Consider the following 17,470-nt stretch of genomic DNA (forward strand, 5'->3'; position numbering starts at 1 on the left):
GCCATTCCTGCAGCCCAAACGACTTAGGACTTACTCGTCTAGGTTCCGCGTGTCATCGGCGATGCCTTACCAAGGTCGGCCGCTGCCCGCTGCTGTCGTTCATGGTCTTCGGAGGGAGCGGTTCATTCGCCGGGCGTAGGGGTCTGTGCTCGGGGGCGGAGGCGTCGGCGGAAGCTCGGTCGCGGTGCCGCCCCGTCGGTAAGTCGTTCGGTTCGATTTTTTCGGCCGGAGCGAACAAGGCGGGTTGGTTCTGTTCGAGTTACATCGACTCAGCCGAACAAAATCATGGGAGAGCCGGTGTCAGGACCGGGCAGACCGTCCAGGGCGACTGTGTGTCAGCGTCTCGACGAGGCCGTTCGAGAGCTTCGTGACCGTTTGGGCGGGCTGCCTTCGCCTGCTGAGGCGGAGGACATCTGGTCTGACATCTGGCACCAGGAGGCTCACAACAGCACTGCGATCGAGGGCAACACGCTCGTGTTGCAGGAGGTGGAGAAGCTCCTTGAGGAGGGCCGGGTGGTGGGCGCGAAGCCTCTCAGGGACTACATGGAGGTGAGGGGGTACGGCGACGCCGCGAAGTGGGTGTACGGGCAGGCACTGGAGCCGGGAGACTGGCAGAACGGAGATCTCATCACGCTCCAGGAGATTCGGCAGATACATCACACCGCCATGTCGCTCGTGTGGGCTGTGGGCCCTCACCCGCACGCCACCCCTGCCGAAGGCCCGGGGAACTTCCGGCGACATGAGATCGCCAAGTTCCCCGGGGGTATGAAGCCGCCGTCATGGCCGGAGGTCGACTCCCGGATGCGGGACTGGGTGAAGATCGTCGATGGCCTCCGCGGTGAGTCCGAGGAGCCCCTCCCCGAACGCTTGGCACATGTTCACAATCGGTTCGAGCAGATACATCCGTTCCTTGACGGCAACGGGCGGACGGGCCGTTTGGTGCTCAACTTGATACTCGGCAGGATCGGCTATCCACCAGCGATCATCTACAAGCGCGACCGTGACAAGTATCCGCAGGCGATGCGCCGAGCCGACAATGACGAGTTCGGCCCGTTGGGCGAACTCGTCGCACGCAGCGTGACGACGAATCTGTATCGCTTTGTCATGCCGGCGATGGCCGGTCCGGTCAAGCTCGTCCCCCTGCCCGCCCTCGCGACACGCGACGTCACCGAGAACGCCCTCCGGGTGGCTGCCGCACGGGGGCGCCTGCGTGCGGTCAAGGGCGACGACGGGATGTGGCGCAGCAGCAAGAAGTGGGTGAACGACTATCTCAAGTCAAGGCACCGCAGGTCGTGATGCGTCCGCTGCGGATGAGAAGTCGCCCAGGTGGCAGGACCACTGAAGAGGTTCGGCGTCTCGGCCTGGACGGTGATTCGCGAAGCCGGTCGTCTCGCCGCTGCGGGATCGCCGATCCGTGGGTGATCCAGGTGGGCACCGTACGGTGGGTCAGGGCTGGGCGTGGCGGGTGAGGCCGAGGGTGGCGATGAGGTCCTCGTGGAGTTCGAACCAGACACGGTGGCAGGAGTCCACGTCGGTGCGGTCGACCCAGGCGCCGTCCCCCGCCTGCGCGCGTGCCAGGGCCGCGGCGAAACGTGTGTCGTATCCGCGGAACCGCGTGAGGACGTGACCGAGCCGGTCCACGAGCGGGGTGAGCGCCCGGCCGACGCAGGCCAGTTCGTGGAGGACTCCGGCGTCCCAGGTGGGGTCGGAGTGGTCGTTGACGGCGAGCCGATCGTTGGCGGCGGGCCGGAGCTGCCAGTCGGTGCAGGCCTGTAGCAGGAGAGCGTTCAGCGGGAGGAACCTGCGGTGAACGTCTCGGACCTCGTCGGCGGCGCCCGCGAGGGTGAGTTCGGCCGCGAGCCGGCGCTCGTTCTCGGCCCGGCCGGCTTCGGTCAACGACCAGCCTCTGGTGTCGGCGAAGGAGGTGTGCTCGACCCAGCCACGGCTCTCGGCCTCGCGTAGCACCTCTTCCGCCGTGGCCGTGTCGAGCCCGTACCGGCGGGCGATCACCGGGGTGTCCGCGAACCCGGTGACGCGTACGGCGTGCAGGATCAGGAGGTCGGGCGAGGAGTCGTGCGTCATGAGCCGGTGTCCTGTCGTGCGGTCAGGCGGGTGTAGTGCTGCTGGCATGCCTGCGGGGAGTTGAACCCCATCACGTGCGCCATCTGCGCCCAGGTCAGGCCCGCGCTTCTGGCGATGAACAGCAGGGCGGATTCGAGCCCTTCGACCTCGGCTCGTGCGGCGGGCAGGAGGGCGAGCGCGTCCAGGATGCCCTCCGGGTCCAGGTCGGCGTTGCGCCAGACGGCGAACTGCACGAGGTCGACCGCCGACAGCGGGGCGGGCGGGGGACGCCACGGACGGGCGTCGAGCTCGTCCGCGCCCAGGTCAAGAAGCCGCTCACGCGCGTCCCGCTCACGCCCGGCCTGGGCGTGGTCGGCGTGCGCGCCGGAGGCGATGTCGTCCTTGCGTGACATGCGTCCCAGCATGCACAATCAACAAATTGTTGTCAATGTTCTGTTGAAGGGCGAAGCGGATGATCGTTTCCCTGGGGGAGGCCGTCGCCGACACCTGCGGGGGCAAGGCCGGTGCGCTCGGCGCGTTGCTCAGGGCGGGTCTGCCGGTTCTCGACGGCTTCGTCGTCCCGTTCGCCGCCTACCTCGCGGCCGGACCGGACGACGCCGACGCGGCGCGGCAGGAGATCGGGGCCCGCCCGGTCCCCGCCGCCGTGATCGACGCGCTGGGGCGCGCGCTGGACGAACTCGGCGAGCCGTCCGTGGCCGTACGGTCATCGGCGGCGAAGGAGGACACCGGTCAGGCGTCGGCCGCCGGTCAGCACGAGAGCTTCCTCGCCGTGCACGGACCCGACGAGGTCGCCGAAGCCGTAGGAGCCTGCTGGGCCTCGCTGTTCTCCCCGCGTGCCGTCGCCTACCGGGCCGGCTCCGGCTGCGACGACCTTCTGATGGCCGTCATCGTCCAACGCCACCTGGACGCCGAGGTGTCCGGGGTCATGTTCACTCCCGCGGGTCCGGACGACGTGACCCGGATCGAGGCGTCCTGGGGTCTCGGCCCCAGCGTCGTCGAGGGCAGGGTCACCCCTGACGCCTACCGTGTCTCCCGGGACGGGCCGGTCGTCCGTACCGTCGCGGACAAACGGCGGCGTCTTGACCGGAGGGGCACGCGGCTCGTCGTCCACGACGTGCCCGTCGCCGCCCGGGACCGGCCGGTGATCGACGACGCGACCGCCACGCGGCTGGCCGAGCTGGGCGAACGGATCGCCGCCGTGCTCGGCGGCCCGCAGGACGTCGAGTGGGCGATCGCCGACGGCCGCGTCTGGATTCTGCAGGCGCGGCCGGTCACCGCCGCGCTCCCGCCACCCCTCTCCGGTGCCTCGGACGTCACGGCCACCGGCCTCACCGGGACGCCGGGCAGCCACGGGACCGTGACCGGCACCGCGAGGATCGTCCGTGGTTTCGGCGACTTCGCGCGGGTGAGCCCGGGGGACATCCTCGTCTGCCCCTTCACCGACCCTGCCTGGACGCCGCTGCTGCGCGTCGCCGCGGGAGTCGTCACCGAGACGGGAGGCGTGCTCTCCCACGCCGCGATCGTCGCCAGAGAACACGGCATCCCCGCCGTCCTCGGCGTTCCTGACGCGACGAACAGGCTCCGCGACGGCGCCGTCATCACCGTCGACGGCACCGCCGGAACCGTCACGGCCGACCACCTCCGTCCGAGAGGAGACGGGGCCCCCGCCCCTGACCACGCATGACGACCAGACACCTCTACCTCGTGCGTCACGGCGTGGCCGACGCGTTCGGGGAACTCACCGACACCGGGCGTCGGCAGGTGGGCCTGCTGGGCGAACGGCTCGCGGGTGTACCGGTCGACGTCGTGTGGCACTCTCCGCTACCGCGTGCCGTGGCGAGCGCGCGTGAACTCGCCCGTCGTCTACCGGGCGTGCCGGTGATCGAGGCCGCCGAACTCGTCGACCATGTGCCCTACGTTCCCACCGCGGCCGAGACGCCTCCGTCCTGGGCCGGCTTCTTCGACGGCTACGACGATGCCGAGGCGGCCTCCGGCCAGAGCCTCGCCGAGGCCCTGGTCGCCCGGTTCGCGAAGGTCACCGGCTCGGCCGCGAGGGCTCCGAGATCCACCCACGAGGTCCTGGTGACGCACGCCTATCCGATCGCGTGGCTGGTACGGCACGCGCTGGACGCGCCGCCGTCGCGGTGGCTCGGGCTGAACAGCGCCAACACCGCGCTGACGGCCATCGAGTACCGCGACGGCCTGCCACCGACGATCGTGATGTTCAACGACATGAGTCACCTCCCGCCCGGCCTGCGCTGGACCGGATTCCCCGAAGGCGTCAGGCCGTGAGATCACCAGGCCCGGACTGTTCAAGGCCAATCGGCAGGGGTTTCTGTGTGGGCGGAAAGCGCCGAATTCCGGCCCGGGTTCACCTGGTTCGTTCCGCGTTCAATTGAGCCTGGGCTTTTTTCGGCGAGGGTTTCTCCGCGCGGTCACGCCTTCGGCGTTTTCTCTGCCGCCGACGAAAAGTCGTGACGCGTTCGTCCGCGGCGTCGGCCGGGTTTCCCCGGTCCCGGAGAAGAGGAACGGGCCCACGGGCGATTGCGCCGATCCCGTGGGCCCGTTCTCGTCAGGTGGTCGTTACTCGACGGAGCAGAGCCTGCCGTTGAGGGCGAACCTCAGGGGGGCGGGCTGGGCGCCGCTGTAGGAGGCGGTGAACCCGATCTGGGTCGTCGAACCCGGGTTGACGACCTTGTTCCACTGCTTGTTCGTGCCGCTGATCCGCGAGCCGTTCTGGGTCCAGTCCGCGGACCAGCCCGAGGTGAGCTGCGCGGACGACGCCGGGTAGTCGACCGACAGCGTCCAGCCGTCGATCGGGGTCGTGCCGATGTTACGCACGTTGATCTCCGCGTTCAGCGTCGAGCTCCACGTCGCCGCGCGGTAGGAGACCGTGCACGTCGGGGTCGGGGTGGGGAAGCCCTCCCTGGCCAGGACGGACAGCATGGAGGACGGCTCGCTGAGGTTGCCGGCCTCGTCCTGGGCGACCACGAAGTAGTTGTAGCGCCGCCCGACGACCACGTCGGACTCGGCGAAGTTCAGGATGCCGGAGGACGAGATCGTGCCGACCCTGTCGTAGGCCGAGGGGTTCTCACGGTAGACGTCGTACTCCTTGACCCCGACGTTGTCGGTCGAGGGCTGCCAGCAGAACGTGGCGCCCCGGTAGTCCTGCAGGCAGGCGTCCTGCAGGCCGGTCGGCCGGCTCGGCGGCACGCGGTCGCCGGGCTTCGGGGACGGCGAGGGCGACGGGGTCATCCCGGTCAGCGCCGGCACCGTGATCAGTTCGGACGGCGGGCTGACGTTCCCCTCCGCGTCCCTGGCCACGACGTACAGCGTGTACCGGCGGTTCAACTCGCCGGAGACGACGCTGCTCGGGTAGGTCGTGGTGGCGGCGAGGACGAAGCCGTCGACGTCCAGGCGGTACACGTCGTAGATGACGCCCCCGCTTTCGTCCGACGAGGCACTCCAGCAGATGGAGGCGTAGCCGGTCTGGGTGACGGGGGCGAGTGGCACCGGGCAGTGCCACAGGCCGACAGGGCGCGTCGGGGAGCCGGGATTGGTCTGCGTGCTCGTGGGGCTGGGGCTGGGAGTGGACGCGTGGGCGATGCCCCCCCATGGGGCGGCGGCCATGCTGATCGCCAGCATGGCCGTCAGTAACGCCACCGTGAGAAACCCGAGGCTGAGGAGGACCGTCCCGGAGGATCGTCTGCCGATTTGCATGATGTCCCTGTCGAATCGTCTTTTGGCGTTTGTCCCCCCGCGGTGATTGTGGAGTGTTTTTGACATTCCGTAAAGTCACGATTTTGCAGGCTGGCGAAAGCCCAGGTCCCGCCGTACGACGTCGGTCGGCGCTTGGCGCGTCCGGCACGGGCCGCCGTCACCGGCCGTGCCCGCAGGCGCTCGACCTCCGTGGCGGAGAGAGCGCGGTGCGGCCGCCCAGGCCGTCATCGCCCCAGGTCACGCCCAGCTCGGGCGGTGTGACGCAGTTCACGTCACGTTCCCGGCCCCTGACCGGTTCTCAGCGGGCGAGAAAGGGAGAGACAGATGACCCATCACATCGTGGTTCTCGGAGCGGGGTACGCGGGGCTGGTCGCAGCCAAGCTGGCGGCGCGGCAGAAGGGGACCAGGGTCACCCTGGTCAACCGGCGGGACCACTTCGTGGAGCGGGTACGGCTGCACCAGCTCGTCACCGGTCAGCGTCTTCGTGACCTGCCGCTGGCCGACCTGCTCGCGGGCACCGGGGTCGAGCTGGTCGTCGACACGGTGACCGGGATCGACGCCGACACCCGGACGGTACGACCGGCGCACGCTCCGGAGATCGGCTACGACACACTCGTCTACGCGCTGGGGAGCCAGGCCGACCTGAGCCCGGTGCCCGGAGCGGCCGAGCACGCCCACACCGTCGCCACCCTCGACCAGGCCGAGCGGCTCAGGACTCGGCTGCGGGACGGCGGCACCGCGGTCGTCGTCGGGGGCGGGCTCACCGGCATCGAGACGGCGGCCGAACTGGCGGAGTGCCTGCCGGAGGTGAAGGTACGGCTGGTCACCGAGGGGGCGTTGGGCGGCGCGCTGTCGCGGCGGGCCCAACGGCACCTCAACGCGGCCTTCGGCCGTCTCGCCGTCGAGGTGCGCGAGCACGCCAGGGTGGCCGGGGTGCACGACGACCACGTCACGCTGGAGGGCGGAGAGCGGCTCGGTGCCGACGTCACGATCTGGACGACCGGCTTCCGGGTTCCCGAGCTGGCGCGCCAGGCCGGGTTCTCCGTCGACGACGACGGGCGCATGCTGGTGGACCCGACACTCCGCTCGGTCTCGCACCGGGAGGTGTACGGCATCGGCGACGCGGCGGCCGTGCGCACGGCCGACGGCGTGGAGTTGCGGATGGCCTGCGCGACGGCGCTCCCGGTGGCCCAGCAGGCCGTACGGGCGATCACCGCGCGTCTGGCGGGGCGGACGCCCGATCCGGTGCGCTTCAGGTACGCCAACCAGTGCGTCAGCCTCGGCCGCCGCGACGGTCTGATCCAGTTCGTTCGCGGGGACGACAGCCCGGTCGAGATGGTGCTCACCGGGCGGACGGCCGTCGCCTACAAGGAGGCCATCGTGAGGGGCACCGTCATGGCGTTGCGTCACCCGTGGATGCCGACGCGGATGCCCGGACGCTGACGGGCGCGGGGGCGTCGTCAACAGTCAGGGGGATCCTCGGTAGGCCGCGAGCGGGACCGGTGGATCACCTCCCAGGGGGACGATCTTCACCCGGGGTACGACCAAAAATTGATCTTCACCGCGCCGCCTCTCTGAATGTGATCGCACGCAGAAGGGAACCGATGGAGATGAAGATGAGGACGTATGGCAGGGTCGTGCCCCTTGCGGCGGCGACCGCCGCGGTGGCGGCACTGACCGTCGCCTCTCCCGCCTCGGCCGCGTCCACCGCGGCGGTGACGATCAGGGTCGAGCGGGCCTACTCCGAGAACGTGCCGGAGTGGGGCACGCAGTTCACCTGCCCGACGAACCAGGTGCTCACCGGCCGTTCGCACACCGGTGACGAGAACGCCTGGACCACGTACTACTGCAGCTGGATCCTCATCAACGGCGAGCAGGTCCGGGTGTCCCTCGGGGACTGGACCCCCGGCCAGAAGGAGAGCAGGTCCAGCTACAGCGCCCCGGCGGACCAGGCGCTCGTCGGCCGTTCGCACACCGGTGACGAGAACGGCACCACGCGCTACCGCACCGCCACGCTGTCCTGGCAGGGCCGTCCGGTACGGCTCACCGGCGCCGTCTGGAGCGGCGACCTCAAGGAGAGCAGGCACACCTTCCAGGCGGACTACAACCGGGTCCTCGTGGGCCGTTCGCACAGCGGTGACGAGAACGGCAAGACCCGCTACCAGCACGCCCTTGTGACCTTCGAGGGCTGATCCGCCCATCGTCGGCCCGGTCGCCGAGGTGATCGGGCCATCCCGGCGGGAGACGGGTCCTGTGGCCGTCATCGCACAGGCCGTGCGGGTCCGTACGAGGCCGCGCGGTTCCGCGCGGGTTCACGCGGGTCCGTGCCGGGGTCGTGCGACCGTGCCGCACCGTGATCCGTGTCCCGCCTTTCGGCCGCAAACGCACGCAGAAGGGAACCGAGAAGATGAAGACGAGGACGTACGGCAGGGCCGTACCCGTGGTGGCGGCCGCCGCCGCGGCGGCGCTGACCATGGCCTCTCCCGCCTCGGCCGCGACGATCAAGGTTGAGCGCATCTACCAGGAGACCGTGCTGGAACGGGCGGACGCCTTCGACTGCCCGGCGAACCAGGTGCTCACCGGTCGTTCGCACATCGGTGACGAGAACACCAGGACCACGTACTACTGCAGCTGGATCTTCATCAACGGCGAGCAGGTCGAGGTGCACTCGGGAGACTGGACCGCCAGCCAGCGGGAGAGCAAGTCCAGCTACATCGCCCCCACGGACCAGGCGCTCGTCGGCAGGTGGCACACCGGTGACGAGAACGGCATGACGCGCTACCGCACCGGCGCCCTGTACTGGCAGGGCCGTCAGGTGCGGCTGACCAACCTGACCTGGAGCGGTGAGTACAAGGAGAGCAACCACAACGCGCAGGCCGGCTACAACCAGGTCATCGTCGGCCGTTCGCACAGCGGTGACGAGAACGGCAAGACCCGTTACCTGTACGCCACGGTGACCTTCACGGAGTGATCCGAGGCCCCCTGTGACCCTGATCGCCGCCGACACCCCCCACGGCGGCGATCAGCCGTTTTCCGAGGTGCCCGCCGTACGGCGAAGGCTGTCAGGTCAGGGGGCCCGCGAAGACGATGATCTCGTCGATGTCTCCGGCGGTGGTCACGTGGACGACGTCCGTGCCGGACAGCACGGTCTCGCCGTCGGCCGTCTCGTAACGCCAGCCGAACCTCGCCCACTCTCCCGGGGCGTCCACCCGGGTCGTCCTGACGAGGCGCCCAGGCCCGGCGGGGTGGCCGTGGACGACCTCGGTGATGAAGTCGTTGACGGCCTCACGGCCGACACCCCGGCCGAGCGGTCCCCAGAAGACGACGTCGGCGCTCACCGCACGGCTCAGGAGGGTGGCGCGACGCTCGGGGTCGGAGGTGGCGGTGGCCTCGACGAAGACGTCGATCGCCTGCACGTGGAGATCGTGGAGATCGTCGCCCATGGCCCCGGGGTCCTTTCGACGGTACGTTCCCGACACGCTACAGCGAGCGTACGACGGTCAAGATGTCCTAGGTCGTGGGGGAGGGGCGTTCTACGATCCTGGGAAGGGGGTGGGGGCCATGGCGGAGGAACTGACGGGTCTGGCGGGGCTGCTGTACGAGATGGGGTTGCTCAAGCGGTACCGGCGCACGGGGTGGCTGGTCGCGGGGGTGCGGGATCCGGAGAGCATCGCCGACCACTCCTTCAGGGCGGCGGTCATCGCGAGCGTGATCGCGGCGCTTGAGGGCGGGAATCCCGAGCGGGCCGCGTTCATGAGCCTGTTCCACGACACCCAGGAGACCCGGATCACCGACATCCCCTACCTCGGCAAGCGTTACCTGAAGGCGGCCTCGAACGAGGAGGTCACCGCCGACCAGGTGAGCGGGGTGCCCGAGGTCGTGGCGGGGATGGTGCGCGGCGCGGTCGCCGAGTACGAGGAGAAGACCAGTCTCGAAGCCGTCTGCGCCCGTGACGCCGACAAGCTCGAATGCCTCGTCCAGGCCGTCGAGTACCGCGAGCAGGGGCACCAGAACGTCCAGCCGTGGATCGACAGCTCGCTGGCCGCGCTGCGGACGGCCTCGGCCAAGCGGCTGGCGGACGAGGTGCTCGACACGGGGTCGCTGGAGTGGGTGACCCAGGTCCTCAACGGCGACTGAGCGCTTCCCGAGCGGGCGGGCCCGGAGGTCAGGGAACCGTCAAGGGAAGGTATCGTGAGGATGTTCGCCCAGCTCAGCCCCCTTCCGCCTGCTCGGTGGCCCCGTTCGGGGAACCGCCGGAGGAAGGCAGGGGAGAGCCACGGGGAAGCTCGGAAAGCTTAGGAAAGCCCCATGAGCACTCACGTTCACGTCCGTGTCAGCGACGGCCTGGCCGTCACCGAGACCGGCGACCTGGTCGAGGGCTACCGCTGCGGGTGCGGCGCAACCTGGACGAGGATCCACCGGGCCGACGAGGGACAGCCGGAGCGCTGAACCCCCCGCCGTCCGGGGCGCGCGAGGGCGCGGGTCAGGCGCGTACGGCGCACAGGAGACGGTTGTGGCCGCGCTGCCACAGGCAGCCGACCTCGACGAAGCCCGCGTCCAGCAGCGCGTCGACGTGCGTGGACAGCAGCGGGGACTCGGAGCCGTGGTGGTCGGCGCCCGCGGTGGCCCGCTCGGTGTTGAGCTCGGCGAAGTCGGGGTCGGCGGCGACCGCGTCCCACCACTGACGCCAGTCCTCGGGACGGTTCCCCGCGAACCTGCGCTCGGCCTCCCGGTCGTGCACGACGCGTTCGAGCCGGGCCAGGACCGGGGTGGTGTCGTCGGTCTCCAGGTGGTCGCCGTTGAGCAGCAGCCCGCCGGGGCGCAGTACGGTCGCCACCTCGGCGTACACCTTCGCGATGTCCTGCGGGGAGATCCAGTGCAGCGCCGTGGTGCTCACCACGGCGTCGGCGGGCCCGTCCAGGCCGAGCAGGTCGCTCCAGCCGGGGACGCGCAGGTCGAGGGAGACGAACCTGAGGCGCGGATCAGGGTAGGCGGCCCGGCCGAGACCGAGCAGCAGCGGGTCGGCGTCGACCGCGACCACCCTGGCCTCGGGGAGGCGTTCCAGGATTCGGGCGGCCAGTGAGCCGGGCCCGCAGCCGAGGTCGAGGACGAGAGGGTCGGGACGGCCCGCCGCCTCGACGGCGTCGATCAACGCGGTGAAACGCTCCTCGCGGTCGGGCAGGTAACCCTCCTGCTGGCGGTCCCAACGCGTGATCCACTCGTGTGCGACATCGTAGGTGAGCACACAGGCCTCCTTGTGACCGTCTTCTATGCTTTAGGCAGTTACAAGCTAGAACGCGAGAAGGTAACCGGTCAAGTGGATTTCAACAGTCACACCGATGGGGTCGTCCGGATCGCGGTCGCACTGGTCAACGCGTTGACGCCGGGAGAGGCCCGAGGCCGTCCCTTCGCGCCGCCCCACGACCTCGCCGCCGCGGCCACCGAGGTGCTGCGGGACGCCGGATACCCCGACCACGAGAGGCTCACCGAGGACGAGGCCGCCGAACTGACCGGGGTCGCGGTCAGACTGCGCGAGGTCTTCGAGGCCGTCGCGGCCGAGGACGTCGACACCGCCGCCCTGAGGGTCAACGACCTGCTCACCCAGACGCGGGCCCGGCCCTCACTCCAGCGGCACGACGGCGAACCCTGGCACCTGCACTTCCACGGCCCCGGCGGGACCGTGTCCGCCGACTGGGGGGCCAGTTGCGCCACCGGCCTGGCGATCGTGCTGGGCGGCGAGTTCCGCGACCGCCTCGGCGTCTGTACGGCCCCGCACTGCGACCGCGTCTACGTGGACGTCTCCCGCAACGGCACCCGCCGCTTCTGCGGCACCGCCTGCCAGAACCGCGTCAAGACCGCGGCCTTCCGCGCCAGGGAGGCCAGGGGGAGACTCACTCCGTGACCAGGCCCGCCTCGTGGGCCAGAACGGCGGCCTGGACCCGGTTCCGCAGGTCGAGACGGGTGAGGATGGCGCTGACGTGCCCCTTGACCGTGCCCTCGACGAGCCCGAGCCGCCTGGCGATCTGGGCGTTGGACAGCCCGGCGCCGAGCAGGGCGAGCACGTCGCGCTCCCGCTCCGTGAGCGTCTCGACCCTGGCACGGGCCGCCGTGGCACGGCCCAGCCGGGGCGAGCGGAGCTCCCCGATCACCCGCGCGGCCATCCTCGGCGACAGGTAGGCGCCGCCCCCGGCGACCGCGTGCACCCCGGCGATCAGCTCCCGGGGGTTGCCCGACTTGAGCAGGAAACCACGCACACCGTCATCGAGCGCCCTGGTCAGGTAGGCGTCCTCACCGAAGGTCGTGAGCACGGCGACGGAGACCGAGGGGGCCGCACGGATGATCTCGACGGCGGCGGAGAGGCCGTCGAGCCGGGGCATGCGGATGTCGAGCAGGGCGACGTCCGGCCGGTGCGCGAGGGCCATCTCGACGGCCTCCCGCCCGTCCCCGGCCTCGGCCACCACCTCGATGGCCGGATCGGTGGCGAGGATGGCGCCGACCCCGGCCCTGACCATCTCGTCGTCGTCGGCCAGCAGCACCCTGATCATGACTCCCCCACGTGTGGCAGCGTGGCCACGACCTCGAACTCCCCGCCGCGCGGTCCCGCGCGGAAGGTCCCGCCGTACTGCGGGACGTACTCACGCAGCGCCGCCAGGCCCGCCCCTCCTCCCGCGCCCCGCCGTACACGCCGGGGGAGGGGGTTGACGACGGTGACCACGGTCGTGCCGTCCGAGGTGGCCAGCCGTACCCGCACGGCCTCCCCGGCGGCGTGTTTCGCGGCGTTGGTCAGCGCCTCCTGGACGACGCGGTGGGCGACCCGGCCGACCACGGGCGGCAGGTGCCCTACGCCGTGCCATTCGAGCGAGACCGGCAGGCCCGCGCCCGAGGCCCGATCGACGAGGGCCCGCACGTCCTCGGCGTCGCGGGCCGGGGCCGGGCTCAGCGGCGCGGGGCCGCCGTCGCGCAGCAGGGCGAGGACCTCGGCCAGGCGCTCGGTCGCGAGCCCGGCGCCCTCCCGCAGCTCGGCGGCGGCCCTGCGGTGGCGTTCGTCCAGGTCGGAGGCCATCTCAAGGGCCCCGGCGCGCAGCGCGAGCAGGCTCAGCTCGTGTCCGAGCGTGTCGTGCATGTCGTGGGCGATACGGGCGCGTTCCTGGAGCATGGCCCGCTCCGCGGTGACCACGACCAGTTCGGCCTGCTGGTGCGCGGAACGGCCGAGCAGCCACGGCAGCGCGACCGTCAGGCCGAGCAGCAGCGCCCCCACCCCCCACACCTCGCCTCTGACCAGGCCGAACACGACGTCGAGCACCACCCCGGCCGCGCACGCGCCCAGAGCGGGAGCCACCTTCGGCGCCCCGCGCCCGGCCAGCAGGCTGATCACGAAGACGGCCACGCAGAGCGCGCTGCTCCACACCGGCACGTTGTCGGTCATGCTCAGCGCCACGGTGACGCTCGTCACCGCGCACACCCCGAGCGCGGCCACCGGGTACGGCCCCAGCAACGCCACCCCCGCGACGGGGGCGAGCAGGGCGGCGACCAATGCCCACCCGGCCAGCTCGTCATGGGACATGGCGACGACGGCCAGCAGCCCCACGAGCAGGACGGACGCCCACGGCGGGACGGGCGAACGCGCCGCCGCCCGGCGTATCCAGCTCGTCATGACACCGACACTATCGAGGCCATCGCCATCCAGGTCATCACCGCCCAGGTCATCACCGCCCAGGTCATCACCGCCCAGGACATCACCGGTCAGGAGGTCACCGGCCGGGACGAAAGGTACGGCGGAGCCGTACGAGGGCGACGACGCGGGTGGTCAGCACGGCGAGGTTCGACAGGGCCGCGACCGCCGTCCAGGTGACCAGCGCGACCGAGTAGTAGAACAGCTGCAGGTGGGTGAGGTCCCGTCCACCCCCGGCGAGCATGCCGAGCAGGCGGGGCAGGAGGACCAGCAGGACGAGGGGGAACAGCCGGGGCAGCAGCCTCGGCAGGAGCCGCCACGACGGCCGGGAGACGAACCGCCCCGCCCAGCGTCCGGTGCGCCGCAGGTTGCGCACCCCCAGGGCCAGGCTCAGCAGGGTGAGGCAGGCCAGCACCAGGTCGATGATCAGTCGCAACGAGGAACCGGCCTCCGGGCTTGCGCCGGTCACGAGGGTGGCCAGCTCATCCGCCAGCGCGCCGATGCCCTCGTTGCCGAGGCCGATGCCGCCGTTGCCGATGACCGCGATGCCGTACCCGCCGGGAAGCAGCAGCTGGTGGGCGGTGTAGGTGAACCAGATGCCGCTGTGGCTCACCCGGCCCCTCGCGTCGGTGTCCCAGCCGAGGCCGTACGTCCAGCGCCGGTCGGAGGGGGTGTGCGTGGTCCGCACGCCCTCGGCGGACAGCAGCCGGGTACCGTTCGGGGCCACGCCCCCCTTGTTCTGCGTGATCAGCCAGACGGCCATGTCCTCGGCGGTGGTGATCACGCCGTCCGAGCCGCCGACGAACCGCTTCGGCTCCGGGGCGGGGACCGACATCCCGTAGGCGTAGAGGTGTCCCTCGCGCACCCCGGACGGCAGGTCACGCGGCGTCTGGGAGATCGTGGTCGTCGAACGCATCCCGGCGGGCCCGAACACCTGCCGCCGCATGTACTCGGCGAACGGCTCACCCGTGACGACCTCGACCAGCCGGGCGGCGAGGTGGTAGTTCGTGTTCGTGTAGAGGTGCCGGGTGCCCGGCTCCGCGGCCAGCGTCGCCGTCCTGGCCCGCGTCACGGCGTCGGCGGGGGAGCCGGGCTGCGGCAGGCTCTTCTCCGGGAAGGTGCCGTCGCTGAGCCCGGAGGTCTGCTCCAGCAACTGGCGTACGGTGATCCGCTCGCCACGGGGGTCGGCGATGCGGAAGCCGGGCAGATAGCCGCGCACCGGGGCGTCCAGGACCACCTTGCCCGCCTCGGCCAGCCGCATCACGGCGAGCGCGGTGAAGGACTTGCTGACCGACGCGACCGGCATCGGCGTCGCCGCGGTCACCGCCGCGCCCGAGGAGTCGTGGCCGTACCCGCCGGTGTACAGCACCCGGTCACCCAGGGTGATCGCGGTGGCTATGCCCGGGTAGCCGGTCCTGGCGGCGTACTCGGCGACCACCCGTTCGATCGCCGCGGGAGTCGGCTCCCGTACGGCTCGCGTCTCCCGTGCGGCGACCGCCGCAGCCGGCGGTACGGTGACCGCCGTGGTCGTCAGGGCCATCAGGAGGGCGACCGCCGTGGTCGCCGTTCTCCGCCTCGAACCTCTGTTCCGCCACACAACGCGCTCCGATCGTCTCGTTGACGAACGTCACGCTAAACACCGTGAATCACCAGGTCAGGAGCCCGAAGTAAGGGGTGACCCCTGACTTTCGTCAGGTGCGGGTTTTCTCTTGGTGGCCTGGGAGGTTCGTGGGGCGCCATAGGCTGTGGGGCATGCAGGAACCGGTGGAGAAGCAGACGAGCGCCCTGTCGAAGATCGCCCTGCTGGCCGGTGCCGGGGTGGCGGCGGGCGCGCTGGTCGCGGGACTCGCGCTACCGGCGGTGGGCGGCGCGGGCTTCGGACTGATCTCAGCGAGTAACGAGATGAACCTCGCACCCGAGGAACTCGTGGAGCCGCCTCCGGCCGAGGTCACGGTCGTCGAAGACTCCAAGGGCAAGCCGATCGCCCGCTTCTACGAGCAGTACCGCGAGGTCGTGGGGTTCGACGAGATCGCCCCGATCATGAAGACGGCCATCATCTCGATCGAGGACTACCGCTTCTACGAGCACGGCCCGATCGACATCGAGGGCACGATCCGGGCGCTGGCCAAGAACCTGCAGGCGGGCGGGGTCGCCCAGGGCGGTTCCAGCATCACCCAGCAGTACGTCAAGCAGGTGCTGCTCAACGCCGCCGACACCGAGGCGGCCAAGAACAAGGCGCTTGAGGCCAGCTACGCGCGCAAGCTCAAGGAGCTGCGCTACGCCATGGCGGTCGAGAAGAAGTACACCAAGGACGAGATCCTGGCGAAGTATCTGAACATCGCCTACTTCGGTGCGAGCGCCTACGGGGTCGAGGCGGCGGCCAAGCGGTTCTTCGGCATCAGGGCCGACCAGCTCACCCTGCCGCAGGCCGCGACGCTGGCCGGGGCCGTGCAGGACCCCAACGCCACCGACCCCAACCTGGGCAGGAAGCAGCAGGAGAAGCTGCTGAAGCGGCGCAACGTCGTGCTCGACCGGATGGCCGAGCTCGGCAAGATCTCCAAGGACGACGCCGCGAAGGCGAAGGCCACCAAGCTCGGCTACAGGGGCACGGGCCTCCCCGGCGGATGCGAGTCCAGCAAGTACCCGTACTTCTGCATCTACGTCCGCAACGAGATCCTGAAAAATCCGGACTTCGGGAAGAAGGCCGCCGACCGGCTGAAGTTCCTCAACCGGGGCGGCCTGACGATCAAGACCACGATCGACTCCGACATGCAGGCCGCCGCGGAGAAGGCCATCAAGAAGCGGGTCCACGCCTCGGACAACCCCCTCGCCGCCGAGGCGCTGGTCCAGCCGGGCACCGGGGCCATCAAGGCCATGGCCGCCAGCAAGCCGTACGGCGGGGACACCGACAAGCACGAGCTGGCCTACAACCCCGTCGCCGACGCCGCGCACGGCGGCCTCACCGGCTTCCAGGCCGGATCGACCTTCAAGACCTTCACCCTGATCACCGCGCTGAGCAAGGGCATGAAGATCAGCGACGGCTTCAACGTCGGCGCGGGCTACACCGCGGCCGGTTACTCGACGTTCAAGAACTGCGCGGGCGGCACCGCCGGAGACCCGAGCCACACCGTCACCAACGACGAGGGCTCTCCCGGCTGGCGGACCCTGCAGACAGGCACGTGGGGCTCGGTCAACACCTTCTTCATGACGCTCGAACAGCACGTCGGGCTCTGCGAGGTGGTCAAGACCGCCAAGTCGCTGGGCATCCACCGCTCCGACGGGGCCAAGCTCCAGGAGTACGAGACCTTCACCCTCGGCACCAACGAGATGGACCCGGTGACCGTGGCCAACGCCTACGCCGCGATCGGCGCCCGCGGGAAGTACTGCGCGCCGATGGCGATCTCCCAGATCACCGACCGCGACGGCAAGGTCACCACCTACAAGCCCAAGTGCCGTCAGGCACTCGACCCCGAGGTCGCCGACGCGACGGCCGACATCCTCTCCGGCGTGCTCACCAAGGGCACCATGCGGGGGGTCGGCGGCATCGGCCGGGACGCGGCGGGCAAGACCGGTACCACCGACGGCTACGCCTCCGCCTGGTTCGCCGGGTTCACCCCCGACCTGGCGGGCGCCGTCAGCATCGGCGACCCGCGCGGCTCGCAGACCCACAAGCTGGTGGGCGTCACCATCGGCGGCACCTACTACGGCTCGGTCGTCGGTGCCAGCATCTCCGGGCCGATCTGGAAGGACACCATGCTGGCGGCCCTGAAGGACGTCCCGCCGACCAAGTTCACCCCGATCAACACCTCGCGGTTCGGCGGATGCGGCCAGAGCTGCCAGCCCGCGCCCCCGCCGGACGAGAACGACCGGGGTCCGGGCGACGACAACAACGACGACTGGCGGAGCGACAACGGCGACCGGGGCGGCTGGGGGAACCACGGCCGTGAGAACGACACGGGGGGCAACGGCCGGGGTCCCTTCGGCTGACAGGCGGGC

18 protein-coding genes are annotated in these 17,470 nt (G+C 70.5%); 10 read left to right on the forward strand and 8 right to left on the reverse strand.

Features of this window, described 5'->3' with window-relative positions; genetic code table 11:
* Positions 1-297: 297 nt before the first annotated feature.
* Positions 298-1,296 carry a Fic family protein gene (locus ACFOYY_RS23405; RefSeq protein ID WP_386191996.1) on the forward strand — a complete coding sequence of 333 codons (999 nt, stop codon included), beginning with the start codon at positions 298-300 and terminating at the stop codon, positions 1,294-1,296.
* 150 nt (positions 1,297-1,446) lie between these two features.
* Here the strand turns inward: ACFOYY_RS23405 and ACFOYY_RS23410 are convergent, their stop codons facing one another.
* The gene (locus tag ACFOYY_RS23410; RefSeq protein WP_386191998.1) at positions 1,447-2,082 is read right to left on the reverse strand and encodes a transcriptional regulator; all 636 of its coding nucleotides are present in this window, start codon (positions 2,080-2,082) and stop codon (positions 1,447-1,449) included.
* Positions 2,079-2,474 carry a DNA-binding protein gene (locus tag ACFOYY_RS23415; protein ID WP_362912526.1) on the reverse strand — a complete coding sequence of 132 codons (396 nt, stop codon included), beginning with the start codon at positions 2,472-2,474 and terminating at the stop codon, positions 2,079-2,081. Before ACFOYY_RS23415 ends, ACFOYY_RS23410 begins: the two co-directional genes overlap by 4 nt.
* 59 nt (positions 2,475-2,533) lie before the next feature.
* Between ACFOYY_RS23415 and ACFOYY_RS23420 the strand changes: the two genes are divergently transcribed.
* Together ACFOYY_RS23420 and ACFOYY_RS23425 are read left to right on the forward strand one after the other, a co-directional pair.
* On the forward strand, positions 2,534-3,766 hold the full coding sequence (locus ACFOYY_RS23420) for a PEP/pyruvate-binding domain-containing protein (RefSeq protein WP_386192000.1): 1,233 nt from the start codon (positions 2,534-2,536) through the stop codon (positions 3,764-3,766).
* Complete coding sequence (locus ACFOYY_RS23425; RefSeq protein ID WP_386192003.1) at positions 3,763-4,374, forward strand: histidine phosphatase family protein; 612 nt, start codon at positions 3,763-3,765, stop codon at positions 4,372-4,374. Before ACFOYY_RS23420 ends, ACFOYY_RS23425 begins: the two co-directional genes overlap by 4 nt.
* A gap of 291 nt (positions 4,375-4,665) precedes the next feature.
* On the opposite strand, the gene ACFOYY_RS23430 is transcribed toward ACFOYY_RS23425, so the two are convergent.
* Positions 4,666-5,745, reverse strand: a complete 1,080-nt coding sequence (locus ACFOYY_RS23430) for a cellulose binding domain-containing protein (RefSeq protein ID WP_352010891.1) — start codon at positions 5,743-5,745, stop codon at positions 4,666-4,668.
* Between the two features lie 381 nt (positions 5,746-6,126).
* Here ACFOYY_RS23430 and ACFOYY_RS23435 point away from each other — a divergent pair, with 381 nt between their 5' ends.
* From ACFOYY_RS23435 to ACFOYY_RS23445, 3 genes are all read left to right on the forward strand, one after another.
* Entirely contained in the window at positions 6,127-7,245 is a 1,119-nt protein-coding gene (locus ACFOYY_RS23435; protein ID WP_386192008.1) for an NAD(P)/FAD-dependent oxidoreductase, read from the forward strand.
* 173 nt (positions 7,246-7,418) lie between these two features.
* Positions 7,419-7,994, forward strand: a complete 576-nt coding sequence (locus ACFOYY_RS23440) for a hypothetical protein (RefSeq protein WP_386192010.1) — start codon at positions 7,419-7,421, stop codon at positions 7,992-7,994.
* Between the two features lie 215 nt (positions 7,995-8,209).
* Positions 8,210-8,773, forward strand: coding sequence for a hypothetical protein (locus ACFOYY_RS23445; protein WP_352010888.1), 564 nt, complete (start codon positions 8,210-8,212; stop codon positions 8,771-8,773).
* Between the two features lie 91 nt (positions 8,774-8,864).
* On the opposite strand, the gene ACFOYY_RS23450 is transcribed toward ACFOYY_RS23445, so the two are convergent.
* Positions 8,865-9,245 (reverse strand): nuclear transport factor 2 family protein, encoded by a 381-nt coding sequence (locus ACFOYY_RS23450; protein ID WP_386192013.1) that lies wholly within the window; start codon positions 9,243-9,245, stop codon positions 8,865-8,867.
* A gap of 118 nt (positions 9,246-9,363) precedes the next feature.
* Between ACFOYY_RS23450 and ACFOYY_RS23455 the strand changes: the two genes are divergently transcribed.
* Positions 9,364-9,939, forward strand: a complete 576-nt coding sequence (locus ACFOYY_RS23455) for an HD domain-containing protein (RefSeq protein ID WP_352010886.1) — start codon at positions 9,364-9,366, stop codon at positions 9,937-9,939.
* A 171-nt stretch (positions 9,940-10,110) separates the two neighbouring features.
* A complete protein-coding gene (locus tag ACFOYY_RS23460) occupies positions 10,111-10,251 on the forward strand; it encodes a hypothetical protein (RefSeq protein ID WP_362912538.1) in 141 nt (46 codons plus the stop codon).
* A 34-nt stretch (positions 10,252-10,285) separates the two neighbouring features.
* On the opposite strand, the gene ACFOYY_RS23465 is transcribed toward ACFOYY_RS23460, so the two are convergent.
* Positions 10,286-11,047 (reverse strand): class I SAM-dependent methyltransferase, encoded by a 762-nt coding sequence (locus tag ACFOYY_RS23465; protein WP_386192017.1) that lies wholly within the window; start codon positions 11,045-11,047, stop codon positions 10,286-10,288.
* 72 nt (positions 11,048-11,119) lie between these two features.
* Between ACFOYY_RS23465 and ACFOYY_RS23470 the strand changes: the two genes are divergently transcribed.
* Positions 11,120-11,704: a CGNR zinc finger domain-containing protein gene (locus tag ACFOYY_RS23470; protein WP_386192019.1), complete on the forward strand. Its 585-nt coding sequence runs from the start codon at positions 11,120-11,122 to the stop codon at positions 11,702-11,704.
* Here ACFOYY_RS23470 and ACFOYY_RS23475 read toward each other — a convergent pair.
* From ACFOYY_RS23475 to ACFOYY_RS23485, 3 genes are all read right to left on the reverse strand, one after another.
* On the reverse strand, positions 11,694-12,347 hold the full coding sequence (locus tag ACFOYY_RS23475; protein ID WP_352010882.1) for a response regulator transcription factor: 654 nt from the start codon (positions 12,345-12,347) through the stop codon (positions 11,694-11,696). The two genes, ACFOYY_RS23470 and ACFOYY_RS23475, sit on opposite strands and share 11 nt — an antisense overlap.
* Entirely contained in the window at positions 12,344-13,456 is a 1,113-nt protein-coding gene (locus ACFOYY_RS23480; RefSeq protein WP_386192022.1) for a sensor histidine kinase, read from the reverse strand. Before ACFOYY_RS23480 ends, ACFOYY_RS23475 begins: the two co-directional genes overlap by 4 nt.
* A 97-nt stretch (positions 13,457-13,553) precedes the next feature.
* On the reverse strand, positions 13,554-15,014 hold the full coding sequence (locus tag ACFOYY_RS23485) for a serine hydrolase domain-containing protein (RefSeq protein ID WP_386192025.1): 1,461 nt from the start codon (positions 15,012-15,014) through the stop codon (positions 13,554-13,556).
* A gap of 212 nt (positions 15,015-15,226) precedes the next feature.
* On the opposite strand from ACFOYY_RS23485, the gene ACFOYY_RS23490 reads away from it, so the two are divergent.
* A complete protein-coding gene (locus tag ACFOYY_RS23490) occupies positions 15,227-17,461 on the forward strand; it encodes a transglycosylase domain-containing protein (RefSeq protein WP_362912548.1) in 2,235 nt (744 codons plus the stop codon).
* The last annotated feature ends 9 nt before the right edge of the window (positions 17,462-17,470 follow it).

Source organism: Streptosporangium jomthongense (assembly GCF_042650425.1).
GTDB lineage: Bacteria > Actinomycetota > Actinomycetes > Streptosporangiales > Streptosporangiaceae > Streptosporangium.